Raw genomic sequence first — 25969 nt, forward strand, 5'->3', positions numbered from 1 at the left:
CAGACATCTCGGAAAGGCAGATCATGACCAGGATCGCGTTCATCGGACTCGGCATCATGGGCCTCCCCATGGCGAAGAACCTCATCTCGGCCGGCCACGACGTCGTGGGCTTCAACCGCAGCCGGGGCGCCGTCGACGCACTCGTCGAGGCGGGCGGCACCGGTGCCGCGTCGATCGCGGAGGCCGTCGCCGGCGCCGACATCGTCGCCACGATGGTGCCCGACTCGGCCGACGTCGAGGCAGTCGTGGGCGGCTCGGAGGGCGTGTTCGCCCACGCGCAGAAGGGCGCCGTCTGGATCGACTTCTCGAGCATCCGGCCCGACGTCTCGGCGCGACTCGCGGAGGCCGCCGCCGAGGCCGGCCTGCGCGCGCTCGACGCGCCCGTGTCCGGCGGAGAGGCCGGGGCGATCGAGGGCGTGCTCTCGATCATGATCGGCGGCGACGAGGCCGTCGTCGAGGAGGTCCGCCCCGTGCTCGAGGCGGTCGGCAAGACGATCGTCCGCGTCGGTCCCGCCGGCTCGGGCCAGACGGTCAAGGCGGCCAACCAGCTCATCGTCGCCGGCACGATCGAGCTCGTCGCCGAGGCCCTCGTCTTCCTCGAGGCGTACGGCGTCGACACGACGAGTGCCGTCGAGGTGCTCGCGGGCGGACTCGCCGGCAACCGGATCCTCGATCGCAAGGCCGCGTCGATGATCAAGCGCGAGTTCGAGCCCGGCTTCCGCATCGACCTCCATCACAAGGACATGGGCATCGTCACGAGCGCCGCCCGTGAAGCCGGCGTGCACATCCCGCTCGGCGCCCTCACCGCCCAGCTCATGGGCGCCGCTCGTCAGAAGGGCTACGGGTCGCTCGACCACTCGGGCCTCCTCCTCCTCGTCGAGGAGCTCTCCGGCCGCGCGAGCAAGGCGTAGCCCCATCCCCACCTCCCGCAGCGGAAGCGGCCTCGGCCCCCGCGGCGACAAGACCATCAGGAGACCATCATGACCAAGATGCGCGCCGTGGACGCGGCAGTGCTCATCCTCGAGAAGGAGGGCGCCACGCAGGCCTTCGGCCTGCCGGGCGCCGCCATCAACCCCTTCTACTCCGCCATGCGCGCCCACGGCGGCATCCGCCACGTGCTCGCCCGCCACGTCGAGGCGGCGAGCCACATGGCCGAGGGGTACACCCGTGCCGAGCCGGGCAACATCGGCATCTGCATCGGAACGTCGGGCCCCGCCGGCACCGACATGATCACGGGCCTGTACTCGGCATCCGCCGACTCCATCCCGATCCTCTGCATCACGGGCCAGGCGCCGGTCGCCAAGCTCGACAAGGAGGACTTCCAGGCGGTCGACATCGCCTCGATCGCGGCTCCCGTGACGAAGATGGCGAAGACCGTGCTCGAGGCCGGCCAGGTGCCCGGCGTCTTCCAGCAGGCGTTCCACCTCATGCGCTCGGGCCGCCCCGGCCCCGTGCTCATCGACCTCCCGATCGACGTGCAGCTCACCGAGATCGAGTTCGACATCGACCTGTACGAGCCGCTGCCGATCGCGCGCCCCGAGGCCACCCGCGGCCAGCTCGAGGCCGTGCTCGACCTCATCGAGTCGTCAGAGAGGCCCGTGCTCGTCGCGGGCGGCGGCATCATCAACGCCGACGCGTCGGACGACTTCGTCGCGCTCGCCGAGGAGCTCGGCCTTCCCGTCATCCCGACCCTCATGGGCTGGGGCGTCATCCCTGACGACCACGCTCTGCACGCGGGGATGGTGGGCCTGCAGACCCAGCACCGCTACGGCAACGAGAACCTGCTCGCCTCCGACGCCGTGATCGGCATCGGCAACCGCTGGGCGAACCGTCACACGGGCGCCCTCGACGTCTACCGTGCGGGCCGCCGCTTCGTCCACATCGACATCGAGCCCACGCAGATCGGCCGCGTGTTCGCGCCCGACCTCGGCATCGTGTCGGACGCGGGCGCCGCGATCCGCGGACTGCTCGAGCTCGTCCGCGAGCGCAAGGCCGCCGGGTCGCTCCGCGACCGCACGGCCTGGGTCGCCGAGACGCAGGAGCGCAAGGCGACGCTGCAGCGCAAGACGCACTTCGACAACGTGCCGATCAAGCCGCAGCGCGTGTACCAGGAGATGAACGCCGCGTTCGGCCGCGACGTCCGCTACGTCTCGACGATCGGCCTGTCGCAGATCGCCGGCGCGCAGCTGCTCCACGTGTACCGCCCGCGCCACTGGATCAACTGCGGTCAGGCCGGACCCCTCGGCTGGACGCTGCCCGCGGCGCTCGGCGTCGTGACCGCCGACCCGACGAAGACCGTCGTCGCGCTGTCGGGCGACTACGACTTCCAGTTCCTCATCGAGGAGCTCGCGGTGGGCGCGCAGTTCAAGCTGCCCTACATCCACGTGCTCGTGAACAACTCCTACCTGGGCCTCATCCGCCAGGCGCAGCGCGCGTTCGACATGGACTACCACGTGTCGCTCGCGTTCGACAACGTCAACAGCCCCGAGACCGAGGGCTACGGCGTGGACCATGTCAAGGTGGCCGAGGGCCTCGGCTGCAAGGCGATCCGCGTGCGCGAGGCGGGCGACCTCGCAGGCGCGTTCGAGCAGGCGAAGAAGCTCATGGAGGAGCACCAGGTGCCGGTCGTGGTCGAGGTCATCCTCGAGCGCGTGACCAACATCTCGATGGGCGCCGCGGGCATCGACGCGATCAACGAGTTCGAGGACCTCGCCGAGGGCCCCGAGGACGCGCCGACCGCGACCATCCCGCTGCGTCCGGCCGCCGTCACGGCCTGAGCAGGACGCCCGGAGGACGCGCGTGCGCATCGTCATCGCCCCCGACAAGTTCAAGGGGTCGCTCAGCGCGGAGCAGGTCGCGCAGGCCGTCGCCGACGGCCTGCGCGACGAGCTCCCCGACGCGGAGATCGACCTCGCGCCGGTCGCCGACGGCGGCGAGGGCACGGTCGACGCGGCGGTCGCCAACGGGTTCGCCCGGCACGCGGCGGTCGCGTCCGGGCCCCTCGGCGAGCCGGTCGCGGCGACGTGGGCGCAGCGCGACGACCTCGCCGTCATCGAGATGGCGACGGCCTCGGGCCTCGAGCTCGTGCCCGAAGCCGAGCGCGACGCGCTGAGGGCGTCGTCGCGCGGCACGGGCGACCTGATCCGGGCCGCCCTCGGCCGCGGTGCACGCCGGCTCGTGCTCGCGGTCGGGGGGTCGGCCTCCACCGACGGGGGAGCGGGCATGCTCGCGGCCCTCGGCGCGCGCCTCCTCGACGAGGAGGGGCGCGACGTGCCGGATGGCGGTGCAGCGCTCGCGCGCGTCCGCCGCGTCGACCTGTCGGGGCTCGATCCCCGGCTCGTCGGCGCGGAGGTCGTCCTCGCGAGCGATGTCGACCATCCGCTGCTCGGGGCGCGCGGTGCGGCGCGCGTCTTCGGGCCCCAGAAGGGAGCATCGCCCGCCGACGTCGAGACCCTCGACGCCGCGCTCGCGATGTTCGCCGACGCCCTCGAGGCCGCATCGGGCGTCGCCGCCCGCGACCTGCCCGGCGCGGGCGCGGTCGGCGGCGTCGGCTTCGGCGCTCTCGCGGCGCTGCGCGCTCGACGCCGTGCGGGCGTCGACGTCGTGCTCGACCTCACCCGTCTCGCCGACCGTCTGCGGGGGGCGGACCTCGTCGTGACGGGTGAGGGCTCGCTCGACGAGCAGAGCCTCGGGGGGAAGACCCCGCTGGGCGTCGCGCGCACGGCGGCGGCCGCGGGGGTGCCCGCCGTCGCCGTGTGCGGCCGGTCGCTCCTCGGCGAGGAGCGCTGGCGGGAGGCGGGGTTCGCCGCGTGCTATGCAACGAGCGACCGTGCCGTCGACGCGGCGGCGAGCATCCGCGATGCCGCCATCCACCTGCGCGCGATCGGCCGCGACATCGCCGCGCAGCATCTCGCGGCCGTTCCGCGAAACTGATGAGAGACCATTCGAAAGGAGCGACGATGTCGTCGCAGACCGAACACAGTGCAGAGTCGACAGCCGCCTCGACGCTTCCCCGCGAGCGCTACGACCTCGTGATCCGGGGCGAGCGGGTGCTCACGACCTCGGGAGTGCGCCCGCGCGAGGTGGGCGTGCGGGATGGCCGGATCGTGGCGCTCCAGCCGCTCGGGAACGCGCTCGAGGGCGACGAGGTCGTCGAGCTGGCAGCGGGGGAGACCCTCATCCCGGGCCTCGTCGACACCCATGTGCACGTCAACGAACCCGGCCGGACCGAATGGGAGGGCTTCGCGTCCGCGACCCGCGCCGCGGCCGCCGGCGGCGTGACGACGATCATCGACATGCCGCTCAACAGCATCCCGCCGACGATCGACGTGCCGGCCCTCGAGGAGAAGCGCGCCGTCGCGCGCGACCAGGTGCACATCGACGTGGGCTTCTGGGGCGGCGCGGTGCCCGGCAACACGTCGTCCCTGCGCGACCTGCACGACGACGGCGTCTTCGGGTTCAAGTGCTTCCTGCTGCACTCGGGCGTCGACGAGTTTCCGCCGCTGGACGCCGACGAGATGGAGCACGACATGCGCGAGCTCGCATCGTTCGACTCCGTCATGCTCGTGCACGCCGAGGACTCGCGCGCCATCGACCGCGCGCCCTCGCCCGAGGGCGACGACTACGCGAAGTTCCTCGCCTCGCGCCCCCGCGGCGCCGAGAACATCGCCATCGCCGAGGTCATCGAACGCGCCCGCTGGACGGGGGCGCGTGCGCACATCCTGCACCTGTCGTCGTCCGACGCGCTGCCGATGATCCGCTCGGCGAAGCGCGACGGCGTGCGGCTCACGGTCGAGACCTGCCCGCACTACCTGACGCTCACCGCCGAGGAGATCCCGACGGGCGGCACGCAGTACAAGTGCTGCCCGCCGATCCGCGAGGCCGGCAACCGCGAACTGCTCTGGGAGGGCCTGCAGGACGGCACGATCGACTTCATCGTCTCGGACCACTCCCCGTCGACGCTCGACCTGAAGGACCTCGAGAACGGCGATTTCGCGGTGGCATGGGGCGGCGTCTCCTCGCTGCAGCTGGGGCTGTCGCTCGTCTGGACCGAGGCGCGTCACCGCGGCATCGACTTCGAGACCGTGGTGTCGTGGATGAGCGACCGGCCGGCGCAGTTCGCGGGGCTCACCGGCAAGGGCCGCATCGCGCCCGGCTACGACGCCGACTTCGCGGTGTTCGCCGACGACGATGCGTACGTCGTCGACGTCGCGAAGCTCCATCACAAGAACCCGATCACGCCGTACGCGGGCCGCGCGCTCTCGGGTCTCGTGCGCCGCACGTACCTGCGCGGTCAGGTCGTCGACGGCAGCACCCCGCGGGGCCAGCTCCTCCGCCGCGGCATGATCGACTGACGCACGGCCGCCGGATGGCGGCTGCGGCTAACATGGCTCGACGTGCCCGTGAACCCCGCAGCCGCCATCCGACCCTCCGCGGCGACGGCGTCGTCCGCCCCGCGGATCACCGTCGCCGCGATCGCCTTCCTGCGTGCGGATGGCGCGGTGCTGACCGTGCGCAAGCGCGGCACGCGCGCGTTCATGCTGCCGGGCGGGAAGCCCGAGGCGGGGGAGAGCGCGGTCGACACGGCCATCCGCGAGGTGCGCGAGGAGCTCGGGCTGGAGATCGCGCCCGCCGACCTGCGCCTGCTGGGCACCTTCGCGACCCGTGCGGCCAACGAGGCCGATCACGCGCTGCTCGCCACCGTGTTCTCGACCCGCACTCCGGTCGAGCCGGTCGTGCAGGCCGAGATCGACGAGCTCCGGTGGGTCGTCCCCGTCGAGGCGGTGGACGATCCTTCGCAGGCGCCGCTCAACCGCGAGCACGTGTTCGCCCGCCTCGCCGTGCTCTGACCGCCCTCCTCCTTCGCGAGACTAGCGTCGGTCGTCGAGACTGGCGTTCCCTGCACTGGTCTCGGCGACGGGCGCTGGTCTGGATGGCGGGAGGCCGCCGCGCGGGGCGGCAGCGCGCCGAACGGGTCGCCGACCGCCCGCCGCGCGGGGCTCTGACCGCCCGCCGACTACACTCGTCCGGTGGCCAAACTCTACTTCCGCTACGGGGCGATGAACTCGGGCAAGTCCACCGCCCTCCTGCAGGCCGCGTACAACTACGAGGAGCGCGGGCAGGCCGTCCTCCTCGCCAAGCCCGCGATCGACACGAAGGGCGCCGACCAGATCGAGTCGCGCCTCGGCGTCACCCGCACGGTCGACTTCCTCATCGATGCGGATGACGATGCCGGCGAGCTCTTCGCGCGTCACCGCGAGCACGTCCGCCGCGAGGCGACCCGCGCCCTGTTCGCAGGAGACCGTCCGCGCGACGTCGCGTGCCTGCTCATCGACGAGGCGCAGTTCCTCACGCCCGCGCAGGTCGACCAGGTGTTCCGCATCGCGGTGCTCGAGGACATCCCGGTGATGGCGTACGGCATCCGCACCGACTTCCGCACCCAGGCGTTCCCTGGCTCGCGGCGACTCCTCGAGATCGCCCACGCCCTGGAGGAGCTGAAGACGATCTGCCGCTGCGGCCGGAAGGCGCTCTTCAACGGCCGCAAGGTCGCAGGGCGATTCGTGTTCGACGGGGACCAGGTGGCCATCGACGCCGAGGGCGCCGCCGTGCGCGACGAGCACTTCGTGACCTATGAGTCGCTGTGCGGCGTCTGCTACCTCGAGGAGTCGGGCGGCGTGCTCACACCTGCGTGATGCATGTTGACGTCAACATGGCCGGAGCCGTAGCCTGAGGGCATGCGAGTACTCCTTGCCGGCGGAGCCGGATACATCGGTGCGCACACTGCGGTGGCGCTCGTCGAAGCCGGCCACGAGGTCGTGCTGCTCGACAACCTCGACAACACGAGCGACGTCGTCGCCTCGCGCATCGAGCAGATCACGGGGACGCCCGTGGCGCTCGTCGTGGGCGACGCGGCCGACGACGAGGTCGTGGGGGCGGCGTTCGCCGAGCACGGGCCGTTCGAGGCGATCATCCACTTCGCCGCGCACAAGGCGGTCGGCGAGTCGACCCAGAAGCCGCTCGAGTACTACGCGAACAACCTCGACTCGACGTTCGCGCTGCTCCGCGTGGGGCTCGCCAACGGCATCCGCTCGTTCGTCTTCTCCTCCACGGGGACCGTCTACTCGAACCCGGCCGACCTGCCGTTCCGCGAGACGGGCACGCGCGACCTCGTCGAGCTCTCGAACCCGTACTCGAAGAGCAAGCTCATCAACGAGGTCATCCTCGCCGACGTGCAGAAGGTGAACCCCGAGCTCAACGTCACGCTGCTGCGCTACTTCAACCCGGTCGGCGCGCACGAGTCCGGTCTCATCGGCGAGGACCCGCAGGGCATCCCCAACAACCTCATGCCGTTCGTCGCACGCGTGGCCGTCGGCTCGCTGCCCGAGATCAACGTCTTCGGCGACGACTACGACACCCCGGATGGCACGGGCCTGCGCGACTACATCCACGTCGTCGACCTCGCCGAGGGGCACGTCGCGGCGCTCGAGAAGGCGCAGCCCGGGCTCGCGAGCTACAACCTCGGCACGGGCCGCCCCGTGAGCGTGCTCGAGCTCATCGCGTCGTTCGAGAAGGCCGTCGGCCGCGAGCTGCCCAAGGTGATCGCGCCGCGACGCCCGGGCGACATGGCCGCGACGTACTGCGACCCGGCGAAGGCCGAGTCGGAGCTCGGATGGAAGGCGCGCTTCGGCATCGACGACATGACGTCGAGCGTCTGGAACTGGCAGCAGAAGAACCCGCGCGGCTACGCCAGCTGACGCGCCAGACGACGAAACGGCCTCCGGATGATCCGGAGGCCGTTTCGTCGTATGGCGGGCGCTCAGACGCGCACGGGGAGTGCCGGGATGAGCTCCTCGAGCTTCTCGACGGTGTCCTCCCAGCCCGTCACCGAGACGCACGCGACGCCCATCGCGAGGACGGGGTAGTCGTTGCCGTCGGCGTCGAGCCGGTCGCCGTAGAAGAGCATGTCGTCGAGGTCGATGCCGGTCTCCTCGGCGAGCTGGCGCATGCCGTAGGCCTTGTCGATGCCCTTGCGGGTGATGTCGACGGAGGTCGAGCCGCCCGAGCGCACCTCGAGGTCGGGCACGCGCGCGGCGACGGCGTCGCGCAGCGCGGACTTCTTCTCGCTCGTCGGGTCCCACGCCTTCTTCGCGTCGACGGGCGCCTCCTGGCCGAGGGCGGAGAACGTGATCTGCGAGCCGCGGTCCTCGAGGATCGGACCCCAGGTCTGCGTCTCCCAGAAGCCGAGGCGCTTGGCCTCCTCCTCGACCGCGGCGAGGGCGCGGCGCTTCTCGTCGTCGGTGAGCTCGCGCGCGTACACCGCCGAGAAGTCGTCGCCCGTGTGGCGGAAGTACTGGGTGCCGCACGTCGGCAGGAGGTGGATGTGCGAGAGCGCCTCGGGAGCCTCGGGGAGTCGGTCGACGACCTGCATGCGGAACTGCTGGATCTGCCCGCCCGAGATGATCGCGACCTCGACACGCTCCGCGAGCGCGATGAGCAGCTCGCCGATCCGCGGCTCGATGGGCGACTTCGAGGGAGCGAGGGTGTCGTCGAGGTCGAAGGCGACGAGGCGGGGCGTGGCAGGCATGTCTCTCCGGATGTCGGATGGGGCACGAACCGGACAAGCCTACGCGACACGCCCTGAGAACGCGGGGAGGGATGGTCCCGGTCGACCCGCGTAATGAAACGGCCGCTCGCGCGTCTCATGAGCAGGGGAGGGATCCGCGGACGGAAGGGGAGAGGCATGAGTGCCGATGAGATGGCCCACATCGCGTCGATCGTCGCGCTCGCCGCGTCGGCCGCCGGGGGTCTGCTCGTGCTGATCAGCGCCTTCGTCGTCGGCCGCACGCGCCGGCGCACGGCGGTGCCGCGGCGCCCGGGCGGTCGGCGCGCCTGACGCGCCACCCGAGGCCGATGGCCGGGACAGCAGAAGGGCCGGTTCCGATGGAACCGGCCCTTCTCGTGTGGTCGGGGTGACAGGATTTGAACCTGCGGCCTCGTCGTCCCGAACGACGCGCGCTACCAAGCTGCGCCACACCCCGTGGCAACCCGTCTACTCTACCCGATCCGACGCGGTGAGCCGAATCCGGCGTGTCCCCGGGAGTGCCGCGGCTTCGGCGCCACCCCGGTCTGCCTGGGGCTGGCGCGCACCCGGTCTCACCCAGACGCCGCCGGGTACTGTCGAGCCATGCAGCGCTCGGCCACCATCCCACGTCCGGGGCGAGCGCTGAGCCTGGCCCGCATCGCGGCGGGCGTCGCCGTCATTGTCGTGCTCGGCTACACGTTCGCGCTCGGACGTGACGGATTCAACCCGTTCGACTACTTCGGGTACTTCACGAATCTGTCGAGCCTGCTCGCGGCAGGGGTCTTCGTCACGACGGGCGCATACGGACTTCGTGGCAGCGCGGCTCCGCGCTGGCTGGCACTGGCCCGCGCGGTGGCGACGACGTGCCTGATCATCGTGGGCGTCGTCTACAACGTGCTCGTGCCAGGTACGGGGTCCGCTCCCGTCTGGGTGCGCATCGCCCTCCACATCGTCTTCCCGGCTCTCGCCCTCGTCGATTGGCTCGTCGCGCCGGATCGTCCGAGGCTCTCGTGGCGCGAGCTGTGGGTCGTCTTCCCGTACCCCGTACTCTGGCTCGCCGTCGTCCTCGTGCGCGGTGCGGTCGACGGATGGGTTCCGTACGGGTTCCTGCTGCCGGAGCGCGGCGCGGGCTCCCTCGTGGCGCACGTCGTCGGGCTGCTGATCGCGCTGACAGCCGCGGGCGCGCTCGTGTGGGGGATAAGCCGGATCCCTCGCGGAACCGACTCAGGCGCGCGCCGCGCGGGCTGATCAGCGGGCGCGCGGCGCGAGCGTGAGCAGCGAAGTCAGGGGACGAACTCGGCCGGGAGGCGACCGATTACGGCGACGACGGCGAGGATGGCAAGTGCGAGCCCGCACGGAATCAGCACGGGAAGAATGACACGGCCGAGTTCACCAGGGTTGCGCCCGCGCGCGCCGCGAGCGATCGCGAGCCCCGCCAGGAGCAAGCCGGGAGCTGCGAACATCAGCAGGACCAGGATGACCGCGTCTTCTTCACCGCGGTCGGGTGGCTGACCTGCCGTGAGCAGGGACAGCCCGAGCAGCACGGCCCCCGCGAACAGCAGCCACCGGACGCTGCTCGCAGACGCTCGTTGCGGTGAGGATGGAAGGTTTTGCATCCGTGCCTCGGCTGCGAAAACGTCGAGCCGTCTGATCAGCGGGCGCGCGGCGCGAGCGTGAGCAGCGAGACCTCCGGCGGGCACGCGAAGCGCACGGGGGAGTAGATCGAGTGCCCGAGGCCCGCGCTCACGTTGAGCGGCACGGTCCGGCCGTCGTGCGTCCAGCTCGAGAGCCCCCGCGCCTGCTTCGGCGGAAGGTCGCAGTTGGAGACGAGGGCACCGTAGAACGGCACGCGCACCTGGCCGCCGTGCGTGTGACCCGCGATGAGGACGTCGGCGCCGAGCTCCGTGAACGCGTCGAGGACGCGCCGGTACGGGGCGTGCGTCACGCCGATCGAGACCGGAGCGGATGGCAGGGCCGCGACGTGCGCGGGGAGCGCATCGAGGTCATCGAGATCGTGATGCGCGTCGCTCACGCCGAACAGCTTCACGGCCGTGCCGCGCACGTCCAGAGTGGCGGCCGCGTTGTTGAGGCTCGTCCAGCCGAGCTCGTCGGCGAAGAACGCGTCGAGGGCCGCGGTGTCGAGCTTCGGCGCGGTCGTGGCCCGCTCGGATGGCCCGAGGACGTAGCGCAGGGGGTTGCGCGGAGACGGCTCGTACAGGTCGTTGGACCCGTGCACGAAGACACCGGGGACGCCGGCGAACGGCTCGAACGCCCGGCGGATCCCGGCCAGGCCTTCGCGGTGCCCGAGATTGTCGCCGGTGTTGACGACGAGATCGGGGCGCAGCGATGCGAGCTTCGCCATCCACTCCTGCTTGCCCCGCTGCCACGGCGCCATGTGGGCGTCCGAGACGTGCAGGACCCGCAGGGGAGTCGCCCCCGGCTCGAGCACGCGCACGGTGTGGTGGCGCACGGTGAAGAGGTGCCGCTCGATGCCGATGCCCCAGACGGCGGCCGCGGCCCCCGCGCCCGCGAGGGCGCCGAGGGCCGCGACACCAGGACGCGACGCCACTAGTCGTCGTCCTTGTCGTTCTTCTTGTCGTCGCCTCCGCCGCCGCAGCTCTTGGCCTCGTAGTTCACGCGGATCACGGTGTTCGGATCGGCGACCGTTCCTGCTTCGGGGTCGGTCCCGGTCACCTTGCCGCTGCCGGCGTCGGAGTTCTCGGAGCAGCTGCCGCGCTCGACGTTGTCGAAGCCCGCGCCGGTGATCGCCGCGAATGCGGCCTGCACGGACATGCCCGACACATCGGGAACAGACGACGCCTTGCCATCGCTCGGGAAGATCGTGACGTTGGTGCCGCCCGCGGCCTGACCCGCGCCCGGGTCCTGTCGCTGGATCGTGCCCTCGGGCTGATCGCCCGGGACGGTCTCGCCGACCGTGACACCGAAGCCGGCACCGCGGAGGATGCTCGTGGCCTCGTCGATCGACTTGCCCGTGACGTCCGGGAGATCGACGAGCACGCGACGCGTCAGGTTCGGATCCGGCGTGGGGAACGCGCCGCCGGGGTAGTGCGCGTTGGCCGCGGCCTGGATGTCCCGTGCGAGGTAGTAGCGCACGTCGTTACCGAGCACGCCGTTGCTGCTGATCGTGCGGAGGTCGGTCGCGCCGATCGTGTTTCCGACCCACACCGCCGTCGTCGCCGCGGTTGAGGACTCGATCATCATCGTCGAGATGTTCTCGTGCGTGCCGGTCTTGCCGATGAGTTGGGTGCCGTCACCGGGGTTCGCCCGCGCGCCGGTGCCGCCGTTCATGACGGATTTGAGCGCCTCGGCGGCTGTCGCCGCGATGTTCGGTTCGACGACCGGCTCGCATCCCGTCTCGGGGACCGGCACCTCCTCGCCGTCGATGTCGGTGATCCGGTCGATCGCGTGCGGCTCGCAGCGCACGCCGTTGTTCGCGATCGTTGCGTAGGCCGACGCCATGTCGAGCGGCGCGATGTTCTTCGAACCGAGCACGTCGTACAGTGCAGTCGGGTGCTCCGGCGTGCTCGGAGTCGTGAGTGGCGTCCCGTCGCCCCAGGTGACGCCGAACCGCTCGCCGACGGCGTTGATCTCGCACACGTCGAGCTGCTCTGCCATGGCGAGGAAGCCCGAGTTGAGCGAGTCGCGCGTGAAGTTCGTCACGGTCCCCGTATAGCCGTTGCCGTTGGCGAAGTTGCCGATCTTCGTCGAGTTGTATTGCTCGACGCCGTTGCACTTCCACTGGAAGACGCGGTTGTTGCCGTTGAGGACCTCATTGATCGAACGGCCCTTCTCGAGCCAATCGATGAGCGTGAAGAGCTTGTACGTCGATCCGACTGCGAATCCGGTCGACGACCCGTGCTTGCTGTCGGCGGCGTAGACGAGAGAGGAGTAGCCCGGTTGGGTCGTCACGACGGTCTCGTCCTCGGAGAAGTTCGTGTTCTGTGCCATCGCGAGGATTCGACCAGTGCTCGGTTCGACAGTAACGGCGGTCGAACCGAACTCGATCCCGTCGATGTGCGTTGCCGCATAGGTCTTCATCGCGGCCTCGGCGGGCATCTGGATGTTGAAGTCGAGCGTCGTGTAGACATTGAGGCCGCCGCGTCGCAGCGTCTCCCAGCGCTCCTCATCGGTCTCGCCGAAGGCCGGGTCGGTGAGGATCGTCTGCTGCACGTACTTGCAGAAGTACGCGGAGCCGCCTGCGGCGCCGCAGCCCGTCTCACGCGGGGTGATCTGCGGCTCGATGGGCTCCTCGACGGCAGCGTCGTGCTGCTCCTGGGTGATCTTGCCGTCTTCGAGCATGCGGCCGAGGACGTAGTCGCGTCGCTGCTTCGTCGCCGCGTAGCCATCCTCCGCGGTGTTGCGCGCGACGCCCTCGGAATCGGTGTAAGAGCCATCCGGCAGGTCGAACCGGTACCGGTTCGGGTTCTGCACCATGCCGGCGAGCGTTGCGGCCTGGCTCAGCGTGAGCTTCGCGGCCGTCGTGTGGAAGTAGTACTGCGCGGCGGCCTCGATGCCGTACGTCTGACCGCCGAAGTTCGCGATGTTGAGGTACCCGATGAGGATGTCGTCCTTCGAGTACTCCTGCTCGATCGAGATCGCGTAGCGCATCTCCTGGAGCTTGCGCTCGTAGCCCTCGACGCCCTCGGCCTCGATCGCGTCGTTGTAGCAGTCGAGCTGCTCCTGCGAGCCGAAGGGCGCCTCCTGCTCGCACTTCTGGATGAGCACGTTCTTGACGTACTGCTGGCTGATCGAGGAGCCGCCCTGGGTGTCGCCGCCCTGGAAGTTGTTGAGCAGGGCGCGCGTCGTGCCGATGAGGTCGATGCCGCCGTGGTCGTAGTAGCGCGGGTCCTCACTGGAGAGGAGCGCGTCGTACATCGTCTGCGTGACCTCGTCGTACGAGACGGGGACGCGGTTCTGGTCATAGAACGACGTCAGGACGAAGTCCTTGCCGTCGAGACCCTTCGCGTAGATCGTGGTCGGCAGCATCGGCGTATCCACCTCGAGATACGCGGGCAGCTTGTCGAACATCGTGATCGCGCTCGACGCGGCAGAGCCGGCGACGGCGATCGCGGGGGTGACGGTGGCGGTGACGAGCACTCCGGCGATCGCGCTCAGGCCGACGAGGCCGAGCACACCGCCGAGAACACCGCTCGCAGTCCTTTTCGCTCCGGGCATAGGCTTGATCGTAGGGGAGTTCCCTGAACATCCCCGCCTTCGGCCATGGTCCTCGGACCGCATTCCCAGCGCCGCACACGCTCGAACGACAGGAGTTCCATGACCACGTGGGAGTACCTCACCACGCCGCTGCTCATCCACAACACGGCGGCTATCCTCAACAACTGGGGCAAGCAGGGCTGGGAGCTCGTGCAGGTCGTGCAGGGCCCCGAGGGCGGCCTCGTCGCCTACCTGAAGCGGCCGCTGACCGAGGCGGGGCCGTCGAACGCGGGCCTCGGCGCCGCGGCCGAGGCGGCGAAGCAGTTCGAGGGCGGCGCCCAGTGACGGTCAGCGCGCGGCTCGCAGAGCTCGGCATCGAGCTCCCAGGCGTCGTCGCACCCGTGGCCGCGTACATCCCCGCGAAGGTGCACGGCGATGTTGTTCAGACGTCGGGTCAGCTGCCGATGGTGTCGGGCTCGCTCCCGCACACGGGCAAGGTCGGCGATGGCGAGGGCCTCGTCGCCGCCGACGACGCGAAGGCACTCGCCCGCATCTGCGCCCTGAACGCACTCGCCGCCGCGGCGGACGCGGTCGGCGGACTCGACCGCATCACGGGCGTGCTCAAGGTGACCGGGTTCGTCGCATCGGCACCGGCCTTCACCGGCCAGCCCGGAGTCATCAACGGCGCGAGCGAGGTGCTGGGCGAGATCTTCGGCGAGGCCGGACGGCACTCGCGCTCCGCGGTGGGCGTCTCGGTGCTGCCGCTCGACGCTCCCGTCGAGGTCGAGGTGGCGTTCCTCTTCGCCTGACAGGACGACGACAGAGGCCGGGCCCCGCGGGGCCCGGCCTCTGTCGTCGTCCTACCGCACCTGGGCGGAGATCACGCTCATCACGGCGGTGTCGGCCAGTGTCGTCGTGTCGCCGACCTCGCGTCCCTCGGCCACATCGCGCAGCAGGCGGCGCATGATCTTGCCCGAACGGGTCTTCGGCAGCTCGCCGACGATGTAGACGTCGCGCGGACGCGCGATCGGGCCGATCTGCTCGCCGACCCATGCGCGCAGCTGCTGCGCGAGACCATCCGGCCCGTGCTCCTTGAGGTAGCTCTCCTTCAGGATCACGAACGCGACGACCGCCTGACCCGTCGTCTCGTCCGAGGCGCCCACGACCGCGGCCTCTGCGGTCGCCTCGTGGGCGACGAGGGCCGACTCGATCTCCGCGGTGGAGAGCCGGTGCCCCGAGACGTTCATGACGTCGTCGACACGGCCGAGCAGCCAGATGTCGCCGTCCTCGTCGAGGCGCGCGCCATCCCCCGCGAAGTAGTAGCCCTGCTCGGCGAACTTGTCCCAGTAGGTCTCCTTGTAGCGCTCGGGGTCGCCCCAGATGCCGCGGAGCATGCTCGGCCACGGCTCCGTGATGACGAGCAGGCCTCCGTTGCCGTTGCCGACGTGCTGGGCCTTCTCGTCGACGACGTCGATCGAGATGCCGGGGAGCGGCACCTGAGCCGAGCCGGGCTTCGCCTCCGTCACGCCCGGGAGGGCGGACACCATGATCGCGCCCGTCTCGGTCTGCCACCACGTGTCGACGATCGGGGTCTTCCCGCCGCCGATGACGTCGCGGTACCAGACCCACGCCTCGGGGTTGATCGGCTCGCCGACCGAGCCGAGGACGCGCAGGCTCGACAGGTCGCGCTGCTGCGGGATGACCCTGCCCTGCTTCATGAATCCGCGGATGGCCGTGGGGGCGGTGTAGAGGATGGTCACGCCGTACTTCTCGACGATGTCCCACCACCGGCCGGGCGCGGGGAACTCGGGCGTGCCCTCGTACAGGACCTGCGTCGCGCCGTTCGCGAGCGGTCCGTACGCGACGTACGTGTGCCCGGTGACCCATCCGATGTCGGCCGTGCACCAGTACACGTCGGACTCGGGGTGGAGGTCGAACACGTTCCGGTGCGTGAACGCGGCCTGCGTGAGGTAGCCGCCCGACGTGTGCAGGATGCCCTTCGGCTTCCCCGTCGTGCCCGACGTGTACAGGATGTACAGCGGGTTCTCCGACGGGAAGGCCTGCGCGGTGTGCTCGGCCGGCGCCTGCGGGACGACGTCGTGCCACCACAGGTCGCGGCCCTCGGTCCACTCGACCTCGTTCTCACCGCGCTTGACGACGAGAACGTGCTCGACGGTGAGCTGCGCGCCGTCGCCGCGGTCGGAGAGCGCCTGATCGACGGCCGGCTTGAGCGGCGACACCTTGCCCTTGCGGTAGCCGCCGTCGGCTGTGATGACGAGCTTCGCGCCGGCGTCGTCGATGCGCGAGCGCAGGCTGTCGGCGCTGAACCCGCCGAACACGACCGAGTGGATGGCGCCGATCCGCGCGACCGCGAGCATCGAGGCGATGGCCTCGGGGATCATCGGCAGGTAGATCGCGACGCGGTCGCCCGCTCCGACACCGAGGTCGGTGAGCACGTTCGCGAGGCGCTTGACCTCGTCCGTGAGCTCGGCGTAGGTGACCGTGCGGGAGTCGCCCGGCTCGCCCTCCCACAGCAGGGCCACGCGGTCGCCGTTGCCCGCCTCGACGTGGCGGTCGAGGCAGTTGTACGCGACGTTCAGCTCGCCGTCGGCGAACCACTTCGCGAACGGCGGCGTCGACCAGTCGAGCACCTGGGTGAACGGCTTCTCCCAGTGCAGCAGCTCGCGGGACTGCTCGGCCCAGAACCCCTCGCGATCCGCGGCGGCGCGCTCGTACAGGTCGGCCTTCGCGACGGCGTTCGCGGCGAACTCGGGCGACGGCGCGAATCGGCGCGTCTCGGTGAGCAGGTGGTCGATCTGGCTGGACATTCGATCGCTCCTTCGCGTGCAGGTCCTGAAGCCGCGACGCCGCGGCGCCGGCTGACGAAGCCGACCATCCGAACCTACGCCGCCGCCGGACGGGTCGGGTACCTCCGAAAGTCGGGGGTGCGCCTCAGGCCACCCGACGCCGTGTGCCCAGGCGGCGTGTCTCGTCATGGTTCTCCACGGATGGCGCGAGCGCCCGTTCTCGAGGGCGCGGGCTCCCTAGCGTCGAGGCATGGCCGTCCCCTTCATCGTCCAGCCGCGTGGAAACCCCCGCCGCGCGCCCGGAGATGACGACGCGCAGGCCGCGCGGCGGGACGACCTGGCGGCGCGGGCGGACCTGGGGCCGCTCGCGCCGTACCTCGCCGACGACGCCGTGACCGACCTCTTCGTCAACGGGACCGCGGGGCTCTTCGTCGACCGCGGGGAGGGGCCGCGGCACGATCCGAGCTGGCGGGCGTCGGAGCGCGAGGTGCGCGACCTGGCGACCGAGCTCATCGCGCGGGGCGGGCGCCACATCGACGACGCGACGCCGTGCGTCGACGTGCGCCTGCCGGGCGGCATGCGCATCCACGCGGTCCTGCCGCCGGTGAGCTCGAGCGGAACGTCGCTGTCGATCCGCGTGCCCCGGCTGACCCGCGCCGACCTCGGCGACCTGTGCCGCGGCGGCGCCTTCGCCGACGACGTCCGCGCCTGGCTGGTCGAGATCGTGCGTCGGCGCGAGAACGTGCTCGTGACGGGAGCCGCGGGCACCGGCAAGACGACGCTGCTCGCGGCCATGCTCTCGCACACCCCGCCCAACGAGCGGATCGTGACGATCGAGGACGTCGCCGAGCTGCGCATCGCGCATCCGCATCACGTGTCGCTCGAGGCGCGGCAGCCGAACCTCGAGGGCGCCGGTGCGATCGGCCTCGCCCGGCTCGTGAGGGAATCGCTGCGGATGCGCCCCGATCGGATCGTCGTGGGGGAGTGCCGCGGCGAGGAGGTCCGCGAGCTCCTCACGGCGCTCAACACGGGGCACGACGGCGGCGCGGGCACCCTGCATGCGTCGGGTCTCGACGACGTGCCGGCGCGTCTCGAGGCCCTCGGCGCGCTTGCGGGAATGGACGACCACGCCGTCGCGCGCCAGGTCACGAGCGCGATCGGCTTCGTGCTGCACCTCGAGCGCGACCGCGCCGGGCAGCGTCGGCTGGCCCGCGTCGGGCGATTCGCGGATGGACGGGGTCGGCTGGCGATCGAGGAGGTCGAGCCGTGGTGCTGAGGAGAAGGCGCCGCGACGAGCCGACCGGCCCGGTCGCGGAGACCGTCCTGCGTCTGGCCGTGCTGCTGCAGGCGGGTGCGTCGCCGACGACGGCATGGCGCCACCTCGGTGAGTCGGGCGACGCGGCCGCCGAGCGGATCGTCGCGCGCTCGGCCGCCGGAATGCCCCTCGTCGAGGCGATCGAGGCGGAGGCGGCGGCCGTCGAGCGCCGGCGCGATCCGGCGGCCATCCGCCTCGCCGCCGCCTGGCGCGACGTCGCAGCCGCGTGGCATGTGTCGATCGCGGTGGGCGCGCCGCTCGCCGAGAGCCTCCGCGCGATGGCGGCCGCACTCCGCGATGCGCAGGAGAGCGGTGACGAGGTGCGGGTCGCCCTCGCGGAGCCCGCCGGCACCGCGCGTCTCATGGCCTGGCTGCCGCTGTTCGGCCTGCTCATCGGCGGGGCTCTCGGGTTCGACACGCTCTCCGTTCTCGTGGGCGACGCGATCGGCCTCGTCTGCTTGGGGAGCGGGCTCGGCCTCCTCCTCCTGGCTCGCATCTGGACCGGTCGGCTCGTCCGCGCGGCTCAGCCTCCGGCCGGGACACCGGGCATGACCGCCGAGCTGATGGCCATCGGTCTCGCGGGCGGCGTGTCGATCGACCGCGCGACGCGGCTCGTCGACGAGGCCGCGGGCGGCCCCCGTGCTGTCGATCGCATCGAGCCCGTGCTCGCTCTGTCGCGCTCGGCAGGGGTGCCAGCGGTCGAGCTGCTCCGCGCCGCCGCCGCGCACGACCGGCACGACGCGCGCACGCAGGGCCGGATGCGCGCGGCGCGCCTCGGTTCGCGTCTGCTGCTGCCGCTCGGCGTCTGCACGCTGCCGGCGTTCCTGTGCCTCGGTGTCGCGCCGATGATGCTCAGCGTCATCCGCGCGACCCCTCTGCCCGCACTCGGCGGCTGAGCCATCGACCCCGGGAATCCATCCAGAGAAAGAAGGAGCACATGTCAGAGAAGCCCACCCTCCGACTCGTCGAGCTGCTCGACGACGAGACCGGAGCGTCGACGGCGGAGTACGCGATCGTCACCATGGCGGCCGTCGCGTTCGCCGGCCTGCTCGTGATGATCATGCGGTCGGGCGAGGTGCAGCAGATCCTCACCGACCTCGTGCGCCGCGCGCTCACGGTTCCGTGATGCGACGGGCGGTGCGGCGGCGACGCGGATGGCGGTGGCGGGCCAGCGAGCGCGGCTCGGTCACGGCCGAGCTCGCCGTCGCGCTGCCCGCCGTCGTGCTCGTCGCCGCGCTCGGCATCGCCGGGCTCGGTGCGGCCTCGCGCCAGGTGCAGCTCCAGGACGCCGCGGCCGACGCGGCGCGGCTCATCGCGAGGGGAGAGGAGGAGGGGCGCGCCGCCGGCATCGTCGCGGCGGTCGGCGGCGCGCTCTCGATCGCGCACCACGGCGACCTCGTGTGCGCGACGGCCGAGGCCGAGGCCCGCATCGGAGCGCTCGCCGTCCCGCTGTCCGCGTCGAGCTGCGCGCTCGCCGGAGGATGGTGATGTCGGGCACCGCGATCGGCGCGGGCGTGGTCGCGGCAGCGTGCGCGCTCGTCGTCGGGCTCGCCGCGGCGGGAGGGGCGGCGGCCGAGAGCCAGCGCATCGCGAGCGTGGCCGACGCGGCCGCGCTCGCCGCGGCCGATGCGGCGAGCGGCGCGGTCGTCGGCGACCCCTGCGGGCTCGCGGGACAGGTGGCGGGTGCAGGCCGGGCATCCCTGGCGTCCTGTACCGTGGAGGGTCTCATCGCAACCGTCTCCGTCCAGTCCCGATACGGCGGATTCCCGGTGGCGGCCGCTGCCCGAGCGGGCCCGCCGCCCTCATGAGCCGAGGCGCTCCCCTGTGAGCGTCCGGTCGGCGCGCGATGTGTATGGTGTGCTTCGAGGAAAGGACGCCCCTTGGCATCAGGCAAGACGGCATCAGGCAAGACCGCTGCCGGCAAGACGCTCGTCATCGTCGAGTCCCCGACGAAGATGCGCTCGATCCAGAGCTATCTCGGCGACGGCTACGAGGTGCTCAGCTCCGTCGGCCACATCCGCGACCTCGCCGACAAGCGCGACATCCCCGAGAAGGACCGCGAGGCCTACGGCAAGTACTCGATCGACATCGAGCACGGCTTCGAGCCGTACTACGTCGTCAGCGATCGGAAGACGAAGACCGTCTCCGAGCTCAAGCGCGCGCTCAAGGACGCCTCCGAGCTCCTGCTCGCCACCGATGAGGACCGCGAGGGCGAGGCCATCGCGTGGCATCTCCTCGAGACGCTCAAGCCGAAGATCCCGGTCAAGCGCATGGTGTTCCACGAGATCACCAAGGACGCCATCCAGGCCGCCGTCGAGAAGACGCGCGAGCTCGATCTCGCCCTCGTCGACGCCCAGGAGACCCGGCGCATCCTCGACCGCCTCTACGGCTGGGACGTCTCCCCGGTCCTGTGGCGCAAGATCGGCAGCGGCAGCTCCGGCGCCGCGCTCAGCGCAGGACGCGTGCAGTCCGCCGCCACGCGGATGGTCGTGGACCGCGAGCGCGAGCGGATGGCGTTCGTGTCGGCGTCGTACTGGGGCATCGAGGCGACCGCGGCGCGCGCCGCCGAGAGCTTCTCGGTGCGTCTCGTGCGCGTCGACGGCGCGCCCCTCGCGGTCGGCCGCGACTTCGACGACAAGGGCCAGCTCAAGCGCGCGGTCGTCGTGCTCGACGAGGCGGGCGCACGGCAGCTCTCGACCGCGATCGACGAGACGGGAACGGCGCGCGTCACGAAGGTCGAGGCGAAGCCCGGCACACGGCGCCCCTCCGCGCCGTTCACGACGTCGACCCTCCAGCAGGAGGCCGGCCGCAAGCTCGGCATGACCGCGAAGGTCACGATGTCGGTCGCGCAGAGCCTGTATGAGCGCGGATACATCACCTATATGCGCACCGACTCGACCAACCTCAGCGCGCAGGCGATCAGCGCCGCGCGCGAGCAGGCGGTCGCGCTGTACGGCGAGAGCGCCGTGCCGCTCAAGCCGCGGTCGTACGCGTCGAAGAGCAAGAACGCGCAGGAGGCGCACGAGGCGATCCGCCCGTCGGGCGACCGCTTCCGCACCCCCAAGGAGGTCGCGGGGCAGCTCGGCCGCGACGAGCAGCGGATGTACGACCTCATCTGGAAGCGCACCATCGCGAGCCAGATGTCCGACGCGAAGTTCGAGACGACGACGGTCACGCTCGAGACCGAGGCGGATGGCCGGAAGGTCGAGTTCACGGCGTCGGGCACCGTCTACACGTTCAAGGGCTTCCTCGAGGCGTACGAGGAAGGGCGCGACGAGAAGCGCGGCGACGCCGACGAGGCGAAGGAGCAGTCGCTCCCGCGCGTCGCGGAGGGCGACGAGCTCGCGCTCTCCGACGCGACCGCGAAGGGGCACGAGACGACCCCGAAGCCGCGCTACACCGAGGCGAGTCTCGTCAAGGCGCTCGAGGAGCGCGGCATCGGGCGGCCCTCGACGTTCGCGAGCATCATCGGCGTCATCCTCGACCGCGGGTACGTCGTCAAGCGCGGTCAGGCGCTCGTCCCGACCTGGATCGCGTTCAGCGTGATCCGCCTGCTCGAAGACCACTTCTCCGAGCTCGTCGACTACGACTTCACGGCCGAGCTCGAGGACGACCTCGACGCCATCGCCCGCGGCGAGCAGCGCCGCGTCGACTGGCTGAAGTCGTTCTACTTCGGCGGGGAGGGGCATCCCGGCCTCCGCAACATCGTCGACAACCTCGGCGAGATCGACGCGCGTGCCATCAACTCCATGCCGATCACCGAGACGGCGACGCTGCGGGTCGGCAAGTACGGCCCGTACCTCGAGGTCGTCGACCCGGCGAAGCCCGACGAGAAGCCGCGCATCGTGAACGTGCCGGAGGATCTCGCGCCCGACGAGCTGACGCCCGAGAAGGCGCAGGAGCTCATCGATGCTCCGGTCGTGAGCGACCGGGTGCTCGGCGAGAACCCGGAGAACGGCAAGATCGTCGTCGTGAAGGACGGCCGGTACGGTCCGTATGTGCAGGAGCAGGAGCCGCCGTCGGCCGATGAGGTCGACGAGACGACGGGCGAGGTGGCCGAGGAGCCGAAGAAGCGCGGCGCCAAGAAGGCCGCTGCGCCGAAGCCGCGCACGGCGTCGCTCTTCAAGAGCATGACGCCCGAGACGGTCGACCTCGACACCGCGCTGCGCCTGCTGTCGCTCCCGCGCGTCGTCGGCGAGGACCCGGAGAGCGGCGAGCAGATCACCGCGCAGAACGGCCGCTTCGGCCCCTACCTGAAGAAGGGCTCCGACTCGCGCTCGCTCGAGAGCGAGAGCCAGATCTTCGACATCACGCTCGAGCAGGCGCTCGAGCTCTACAAGCAGCCGAAGTACGGCGCGCGCCGGGCGTCGAGCGCGCTCAAGGAGTTCGACAACGACCCCGTGAGCGGCAAGCCGATCCGCGTGCGCGACGGCCGCTTCGGGCCGTACGTGACCGACGGCGAGACGAACGCGACGATCCCGCGTGGCGAGACGGTCGACGAGATCGACTTCGAGCGCGCCAAGCAGCTGCTCGCCGACAAGCGCGCCAAGGGGCCCGTCAAGAAGCGCACGACGACGCGCAAGACGACCACGACGCGCAAGCCGGCCGCGAAGAAGAAGTGACGGTGGCGCGCGGGGTCTGGATCACGTTCGAGGGCGGCGACGGCGTCGGCAAGACGACGCAGGCGCGTCTGCTCGAGGACTGGCTCGCGGCCGAGGGCCGCACGGTCGTGCGCACGCGCGAGCCGGGCGGCAGCGACGTGGGCCAGCTCATCCGCGACATCGTCCTGCACCACCGCGGCGACATCGCGCCGCGCGCGGAGGCTCTCCTCTACGCGGCCGACCGCGCCCACCATGTGCGCGCGGTCGTCCGCCCCGCCCTCGAGCGCGGCGAGGTCGTCATCCAGGACCGCTACCTCGACTCGTCGGTCGCCTATCAGGGTGCCGGTCGCGTGCTCGACGCGGACGAGGTGCGCGGTCTGTCGCTGTGGGCCGCGGAGGGGGCGCTGCCCGACGTGACCGTGCTGCTCGATCTCGACCCGGCCGCGGCGCGCGCACGGCTCGACGCCGACGACAAGCCGTTCGACCGGCTCGAGGCCGAGAAGGAGGACTTCCACCGTCGCGTGCGCGAGGCCTTCCTCGCGCTCGCCGCCGCCGAGCCCGAACGGTTTCTCGTCGTCGACGCGGCCCTCTCGCCGGAGACGCTCGCCGAGGTCATCCGCGCGCGCGTCGCGCCCCTGCTCTGACCCCGCACGCGTGAGCGCGGAGGGCATTGTCGGCGGGGCTGGTTAGGCTGACGGTATGACCTCCGTCGCGGCGCCCGCTCTTCCGTGGGGGGATGTGTGGGGGCAGGACGAGGCCGTCGAGATCCTCCAGGCCGCCGCGTCCGGCGCGGGCTCGCTCGCGCACGCGTGGCTCATCACCGGTCCACCCGGCTCCGGGCGATCGACCCTCGCGCGGGCGTTCGCCGCCGCGCTCATCGCGTCGGCGCCTGACGACACCGCGACGATGAAGCAGGTGCTCGCGGGAACGCACCCCGACCTCACCGCGCTGCGCACCGAGGGCGTCATCATCACGATCGCCCAGGCGCGCGCCCTCGTGGAGCGGTCGTACTTCTCGCCCTCGACCGGGCGGTACCGCGTGATCGTCGTCGAGGACGCCGATCGGATGACCGAGCGCACCTCGAACGTGCTCCTGAAGGCTCTCGAGGAGCCGCCGCCCGAGACCGTGTGGGTGCTCTGCGCGCCGAGCGATGCGGATCTGCTGCCGACCATCCGCTCGCGTGTGCGGCTCCTGCGCCTGCGCGAGCCGGAGGTCGCCGACGTCGCCGCGCTCATCCAGGCCCGAACGGGCGTCGACGAGGCGACCGCCGAGCAGGCGGCTCGTCACGCGCAGCGTCACATCGGCATGGCGCAGCGGCTCGCGACCGACGCCGCGTCGCGCCGGCGCCGCGACGACACGCTGCGCGCCGTCATGCGGGTGCGGGGCATCGGCGACGTCGTCGAGGTCGCCGGCGAGATCGTGCAGGCCGCCACGGACGACGCCAAGGCCCTCACCGCCGAGCGCGACGAGGCAGAGCGCGCCGCCCTCCTGCGGACGGTGGGCGTCGTGGAGGGCGCCCGGATCCCGCCGGCCGTGCGCGCGCAGATCACGGCGCTCGAGGACGAGCAGCGCAAGCGCGCCACGCGCAGCCTGCGCGACGGGATCGATCGCGTCCTCACCGATCTGCAGTCCCTGTACCGCGACGTCGTGCTCCTGCAGCTCGGGCGGGAGGAGGGCCTCATCAACCTCGAGCTCCTCGACGACCTCCGAGCGCTGGCGGGCGCGTGGAAGCCCGAGCGCACGCTGGTCGTGCTCGACCACATCGCCGAGACGCGCGACGCGCTCGAGAAGAACGTGCAGCCCACGCTCGCGCTCGAGAGCCTGCTCGTCACCATCGTCAGCGGAAGGAAGACATGACCATCGCCCGTCATCCCCTCCGGAGGCGGTTCGGCCGTCCGACGGCCGTCGTCGCCGGTCTCTCCGCGGCCGCCCTTGCGCTGTCGGGCTGCCTCACCGCGCAGATCCCGGTCGAGGGAGAGGGGCAGTCGGGAACCGTCCTCGGGGCCGAGCCGGTGCTCGACGGCGTTCCCGACGAGCTGCTGCCGTTCTACGACCAGCAGCTCGAGTGGACGCCGTGCGGCGGCGACTTCCAGTGCTCGACGGTCACCGCGCCGCTCGACTGGGAGCACCCCGACGCGGGCGAGATCGAGCTCGCCGTGATCCGCCAGACCGCGCTCTCCGGGCGGGCACAGGGGTCGCTGCTGACCAACCCGGGTGGTCCGGGCGGCAGCGGTGTCTCGTTCATCCGCGAGAACATCGCGTGGTCGATCGGGGACGCGCTGCAGGAGAGCTACGACGTCATCGGATGGGATCCGCGCGGCGTGGGCGCGTCGACCGCCGTCCGCTGCTTCGACGCGGATGAGATGGACGCCTACCTCTACGACATCCCGCAGGGTGAGCGCGGCTCCGCCGAGTGGGAGGCTGAGCTCGAGGAGCGCGCCGAGGCGTTCGCGAACGCGTGCGCCGAGAACAGCGACGGGCTGCTCGAGTTCATCACGACGGAGCAGTCGTCGCGCGACCTCGATCTGCTGCGCGCTGTCCTCGGCGAGACCGAGCTCGACTACCTCGGGTTCTCGTACGGCACGTTCCTCGGAGCGACCTACGCCGAGAACTTCCCGGAGCGCGTCGGCCGCCTCGTGCTCGACGGCGCGATCGACCCCTCGACCTCCGGGGAGGAGGTCGGCGTGACACAGGCGGTCGGCTTCGAGAACGCCCTGCGCACCTACATGGAGGCGTGCGTGGCAGGTGACACGGGCGCAGCCTGCCCCTTCGCGGGGTCGGCCGACGACGCGATGAACGACCTCTCCGCACTGCTCGCGAGCGTCGACGCGCGCCCTCTGCCCTACGACGACGGGCGCGAGCTCGGCGCCGATGCGCTCATGACGGCCATCATCGCGGCGCTCTACAACGAGGCGAACTGGATGTACCTCACGGAGGCGCTCGCGGGCGCCCTGGAGGGCGACCCGTCGACCGCCTTCTTCCTCGCGGACTTCTACAACGGCCGCGAGAACGGCGAGTACCAGGACAACTCGACTGAGGCCTTCAACGCCTACAACTGCATGGACTACCCGGAAGACCCCGAAGAGGCGGTCGAGGAGACCGAGCGGCGGATCGCGGAGGAGGCGCCGACGATCGCGCCGTACTGGTCCGGCGCATCCGCCTGCGAGCACTGGCCCTACCCGCCGACGGGTGAGCGCGGCGAGATCTCCGCCTCCGGAGCCGCGCCCATCCTCGTCGTCGGCACGACGGGCGATCCGGCGACCCCGTACGAGTGGGCCGAGGCGCTCGCAGCCCAGCTGGAATCAGGGGTGCTGCTCACGTACGAGGGGGAGGGGCACACGGCGTACAACGGCGCGAGCGACTGCATCAACGACGCCGTGGAGGCGTTCCTCGTCGACGGCACCGTCCCCGAGGACGGGCTCGTCTGCTCCTGACCGGACTGCTCTGACGCGAAACGCCCGGCCGACGCCGTCGGTTCGCAGCACGGGCT

Annotated in this window: 25 protein-coding genes and 1 tRNA gene; 20 read left to right on the plus strand and 6 right to left on the minus strand. The window is 71.2% G+C overall.

Annotation, left to right across the window (positions count from 1 at the left end; translation table 11 throughout):
* Positions 1–23: 23 nt before the first annotated feature.
* From GC092_RS04335 to galE, 7 genes are all read left to right on the plus strand, one after another.
* A complete protein-coding gene (locus tag GC092_RS04335) occupies positions 24–911 on the plus strand; it encodes a 2-hydroxy-3-oxopropionate reductase (RefSeq protein ID WP_271173935.1) in 888 nt (295 codons plus the stop codon).
* Positions 912–980: 69 nt separating this feature from the next.
* Positions 981–2777, plus strand: coding sequence for a glyoxylate carboligase (gene gcl, locus GC092_RS04340; RefSeq protein WP_324014204.1), 1797 nt, complete (start codon positions 981–983; stop codon positions 2775–2777).
* 22 nt (positions 2778–2799) lie between these two features.
* Positions 2800–3933: a glycerate kinase gene (locus GC092_RS04345; protein WP_324014205.1), complete on the plus strand. Its 1134-nt coding sequence runs from the start codon at positions 2800–2802 to the stop codon at positions 3931–3933.
* Between the two features lie 26 nt (positions 3934–3959).
* Entirely contained in the window at positions 3960–5354 is a 1395-nt protein-coding gene (allB, locus tag GC092_RS04350; RefSeq protein ID WP_324014206.1) for an allantoinase AllB, read from the plus strand.
* Positions 5355–5396: 42 nt separating this feature from the next.
* Positions 5397–5849, plus strand: coding sequence for an NUDIX hydrolase (locus GC092_RS04355; RefSeq protein ID WP_324014207.1), 453 nt, complete (start codon positions 5397–5399; stop codon positions 5847–5849).
* Positions 5850–6029: 180 nt separating this feature from the next.
* On the plus strand, positions 6030–6692 hold the full coding sequence (locus GC092_RS04360; RefSeq protein ID WP_324014208.1) for a thymidine kinase: 663 nt from the start codon (positions 6030–6032) through the stop codon (positions 6690–6692).
* Between the two features lie 42 nt (positions 6693–6734).
* On the plus strand, positions 6735–7754 hold the full coding sequence (gene galE / locus GC092_RS04365) for a UDP-glucose 4-epimerase GalE (RefSeq protein ID WP_271173929.1): 1020 nt from the start codon (positions 6735–6737) through the stop codon (positions 7752–7754).
* A 62-nt stretch (positions 7755–7816) separates the two neighbouring features.
* On the opposite strand, the gene GC092_RS04370 is transcribed toward galE, so the two are convergent.
* Positions 7817–8584, minus strand: coding sequence for an HAD-IIB family hydrolase (locus tag GC092_RS04370; protein ID WP_271173928.1), 768 nt, complete (start codon positions 8582–8584; stop codon positions 7817–7819).
* 156 nt (positions 8585–8740) lie between these two features.
* Here GC092_RS04370 and GC092_RS04375 point away from each other — a divergent pair, with 156 nt between their 5' ends.
* Positions 8741–8893: a hypothetical protein gene (locus tag GC092_RS04375; RefSeq protein ID WP_271173927.1), complete on the plus strand. Its 153-nt coding sequence runs from the start codon at positions 8741–8743 to the stop codon at positions 8891–8893.
* A 68-nt stretch (positions 8894–8961) separates the two neighbouring features.
* Here GC092_RS04375 and GC092_RS04380 read toward each other — a convergent pair.
* Positions 8962–9038, minus strand: a tRNA-Pro gene (locus GC092_RS04380).
* 146 nt (positions 9039–9184) lie between these two features.
* Here GC092_RS04380 and GC092_RS04385 point away from each other — a divergent pair.
* Positions 9185–9829, plus strand: coding sequence for a Pr6Pr family membrane protein (locus GC092_RS04385; RefSeq protein WP_324014209.1), 645 nt, complete (start codon positions 9185–9187; stop codon positions 9827–9829).
* 35 nt (positions 9830–9864) lie between these two features.
* Here GC092_RS04385 and GC092_RS04390 read toward each other — a convergent pair whose 3' ends face one another.
* The 3 genes from GC092_RS04390 to GC092_RS04400 all read right to left on the minus strand — a co-directional run bounded on the left by GC092_RS04390 (position 9865) and on the right by GC092_RS04400 (position 13777).
* Complete coding sequence (locus GC092_RS04390; RefSeq protein WP_324014210.1) at positions 9865–10125, minus strand: hypothetical protein; 261 nt, start codon at positions 10123–10125, stop codon at positions 9865–9867.
* Between the two features lie 107 nt (positions 10126–10232).
* Complete coding sequence (locus GC092_RS04395) at positions 10233–11150, minus strand: metallophosphoesterase (RefSeq protein WP_271173925.1); 918 nt, start codon at positions 11148–11150, stop codon at positions 10233–10235.
* Positions 11150–13777 carry a transglycosylase domain-containing protein gene (locus GC092_RS04400; RefSeq protein ID WP_282979704.1) on the minus strand — a complete coding sequence of 876 codons (2628 nt, stop codon included), beginning with the start codon at positions 13775–13777 and terminating at the stop codon, positions 11150–11152. Before GC092_RS04400 ends, GC092_RS04395 begins: the two co-directional genes overlap by 1 nt.
* A gap of 99 nt (positions 13778–13876) precedes the next feature.
* On the opposite strand from GC092_RS04400, the gene GC092_RS04405 reads away from it, so the two are divergent.
* Together GC092_RS04405 and GC092_RS04410 are read left to right on the plus strand one after the other, a co-directional pair.
* Complete coding sequence (locus GC092_RS04405; protein WP_271173923.1) at positions 13877–14101, plus strand: Sp36 family protein; 225 nt, start codon at positions 13877–13879, stop codon at positions 14099–14101.
* Entirely contained in the window at positions 14098–14565 is a 468-nt protein-coding gene (locus GC092_RS04410) for a RidA family protein (RefSeq protein ID WP_271173922.1), read from the plus strand. Before GC092_RS04405 ends, GC092_RS04410 begins: the two co-directional genes overlap by 4 nt.
* Positions 14566–14616: 51 nt before the next feature.
* Here GC092_RS04410 and acs read toward each other — a convergent pair whose 3' ends face one another.
* A complete protein-coding gene (gene acs / locus GC092_RS04415) occupies positions 14617–16584 on the minus strand; it encodes an acetate--CoA ligase (RefSeq protein ID WP_324014211.1) in 1968 nt (655 codons plus the stop codon).
* 229 nt (positions 16585–16813) lie between these two features.
* On the opposite strand from acs, the gene GC092_RS04420 reads away from it, so the two are divergent.
* The 9 genes from GC092_RS04420 to GC092_RS04460 all read left to right on the plus strand — a co-directional run bounded on the left by GC092_RS04420 (position 16814) and on the right by GC092_RS04460 (position 25913).
* A complete protein-coding gene (locus tag GC092_RS04420; protein ID WP_324014212.1) occupies positions 16814–17839 on the plus strand; it encodes a TadA family conjugal transfer-associated ATPase in 1026 nt (341 codons plus the stop codon).
* Positions 17830–18774, plus strand: coding sequence for a type II secretion system F family protein (locus tag GC092_RS04425; RefSeq protein ID WP_324014213.1), 945 nt, complete (start codon positions 17830–17832; stop codon positions 18772–18774). The genes GC092_RS04420 and GC092_RS04425 overlap by 10 nt, the downstream gene beginning before the upstream one ends.
* A 41-nt stretch (positions 18775–18815) precedes the next feature.
* On the plus strand, positions 18816–19004 hold the full coding sequence (locus GC092_RS04430) for a DUF4244 domain-containing protein (RefSeq protein ID WP_271173890.1): 189 nt from the start codon (positions 18816–18818) through the stop codon (positions 19002–19004).
* Positions 19004–19366 carry a TadE family type IV pilus minor pilin gene (locus GC092_RS04435; protein ID WP_324014214.1) on the plus strand — a complete coding sequence of 121 codons (363 nt, stop codon included), beginning with the start codon at positions 19004–19006 and terminating at the stop codon, positions 19364–19366. The genes GC092_RS04430 and GC092_RS04435 overlap by 1 nt, the downstream gene beginning before the upstream one ends.
* Positions 19366–19686 (plus strand): Rv3654c family TadE-like protein, encoded by a 321-nt coding sequence (locus GC092_RS04440; protein WP_324014215.1) that lies wholly within the window; start codon positions 19366–19368, stop codon positions 19684–19686. The genes GC092_RS04435 and GC092_RS04440 overlap by 1 nt, the downstream gene beginning before the upstream one ends.
* A 72-nt stretch (positions 19687–19758) precedes the next feature.
* Complete coding sequence (gene topA, locus GC092_RS04445) at positions 19759–22500, plus strand: type I DNA topoisomerase (protein WP_324014216.1); 2742 nt, start codon at positions 19759–19761, stop codon at positions 22498–22500.
* Between the two features lie 2 nt (positions 22501–22502).
* Positions 22503–23123 carry a dTMP kinase gene (gene tmk / locus GC092_RS04450; RefSeq protein WP_324014217.1) on the plus strand — a complete coding sequence of 207 codons (621 nt, stop codon included), beginning with the start codon at positions 22503–22505 and terminating at the stop codon, positions 23121–23123.
* 55 nt (positions 23124–23178) lie between these two features.
* Positions 23179–24336, plus strand: coding sequence for a DNA polymerase III subunit delta' (locus GC092_RS04455; protein ID WP_271173885.1), 1158 nt, complete (start codon positions 23179–23181; stop codon positions 24334–24336).
* Positions 24333–25913 (plus strand): alpha/beta hydrolase, encoded by a 1581-nt coding sequence (locus GC092_RS04460; RefSeq protein WP_324014218.1) that lies wholly within the window; start codon positions 24333–24335, stop codon positions 25911–25913. Before GC092_RS04455 ends, GC092_RS04460 begins: the two co-directional genes overlap by 4 nt.
* The last annotated feature ends 56 nt before the right edge of the window (positions 25914–25969 follow it).

Origin of the sequence: Microbacterium sp. JZ37 (assembly GCF_035188445.1) — a bacterium.
Classification (GTDB): domain Bacteria; phylum Actinomycetota; class Actinomycetes; order Actinomycetales; family Microbacteriaceae; genus Microbacterium; species Microbacterium barkeri.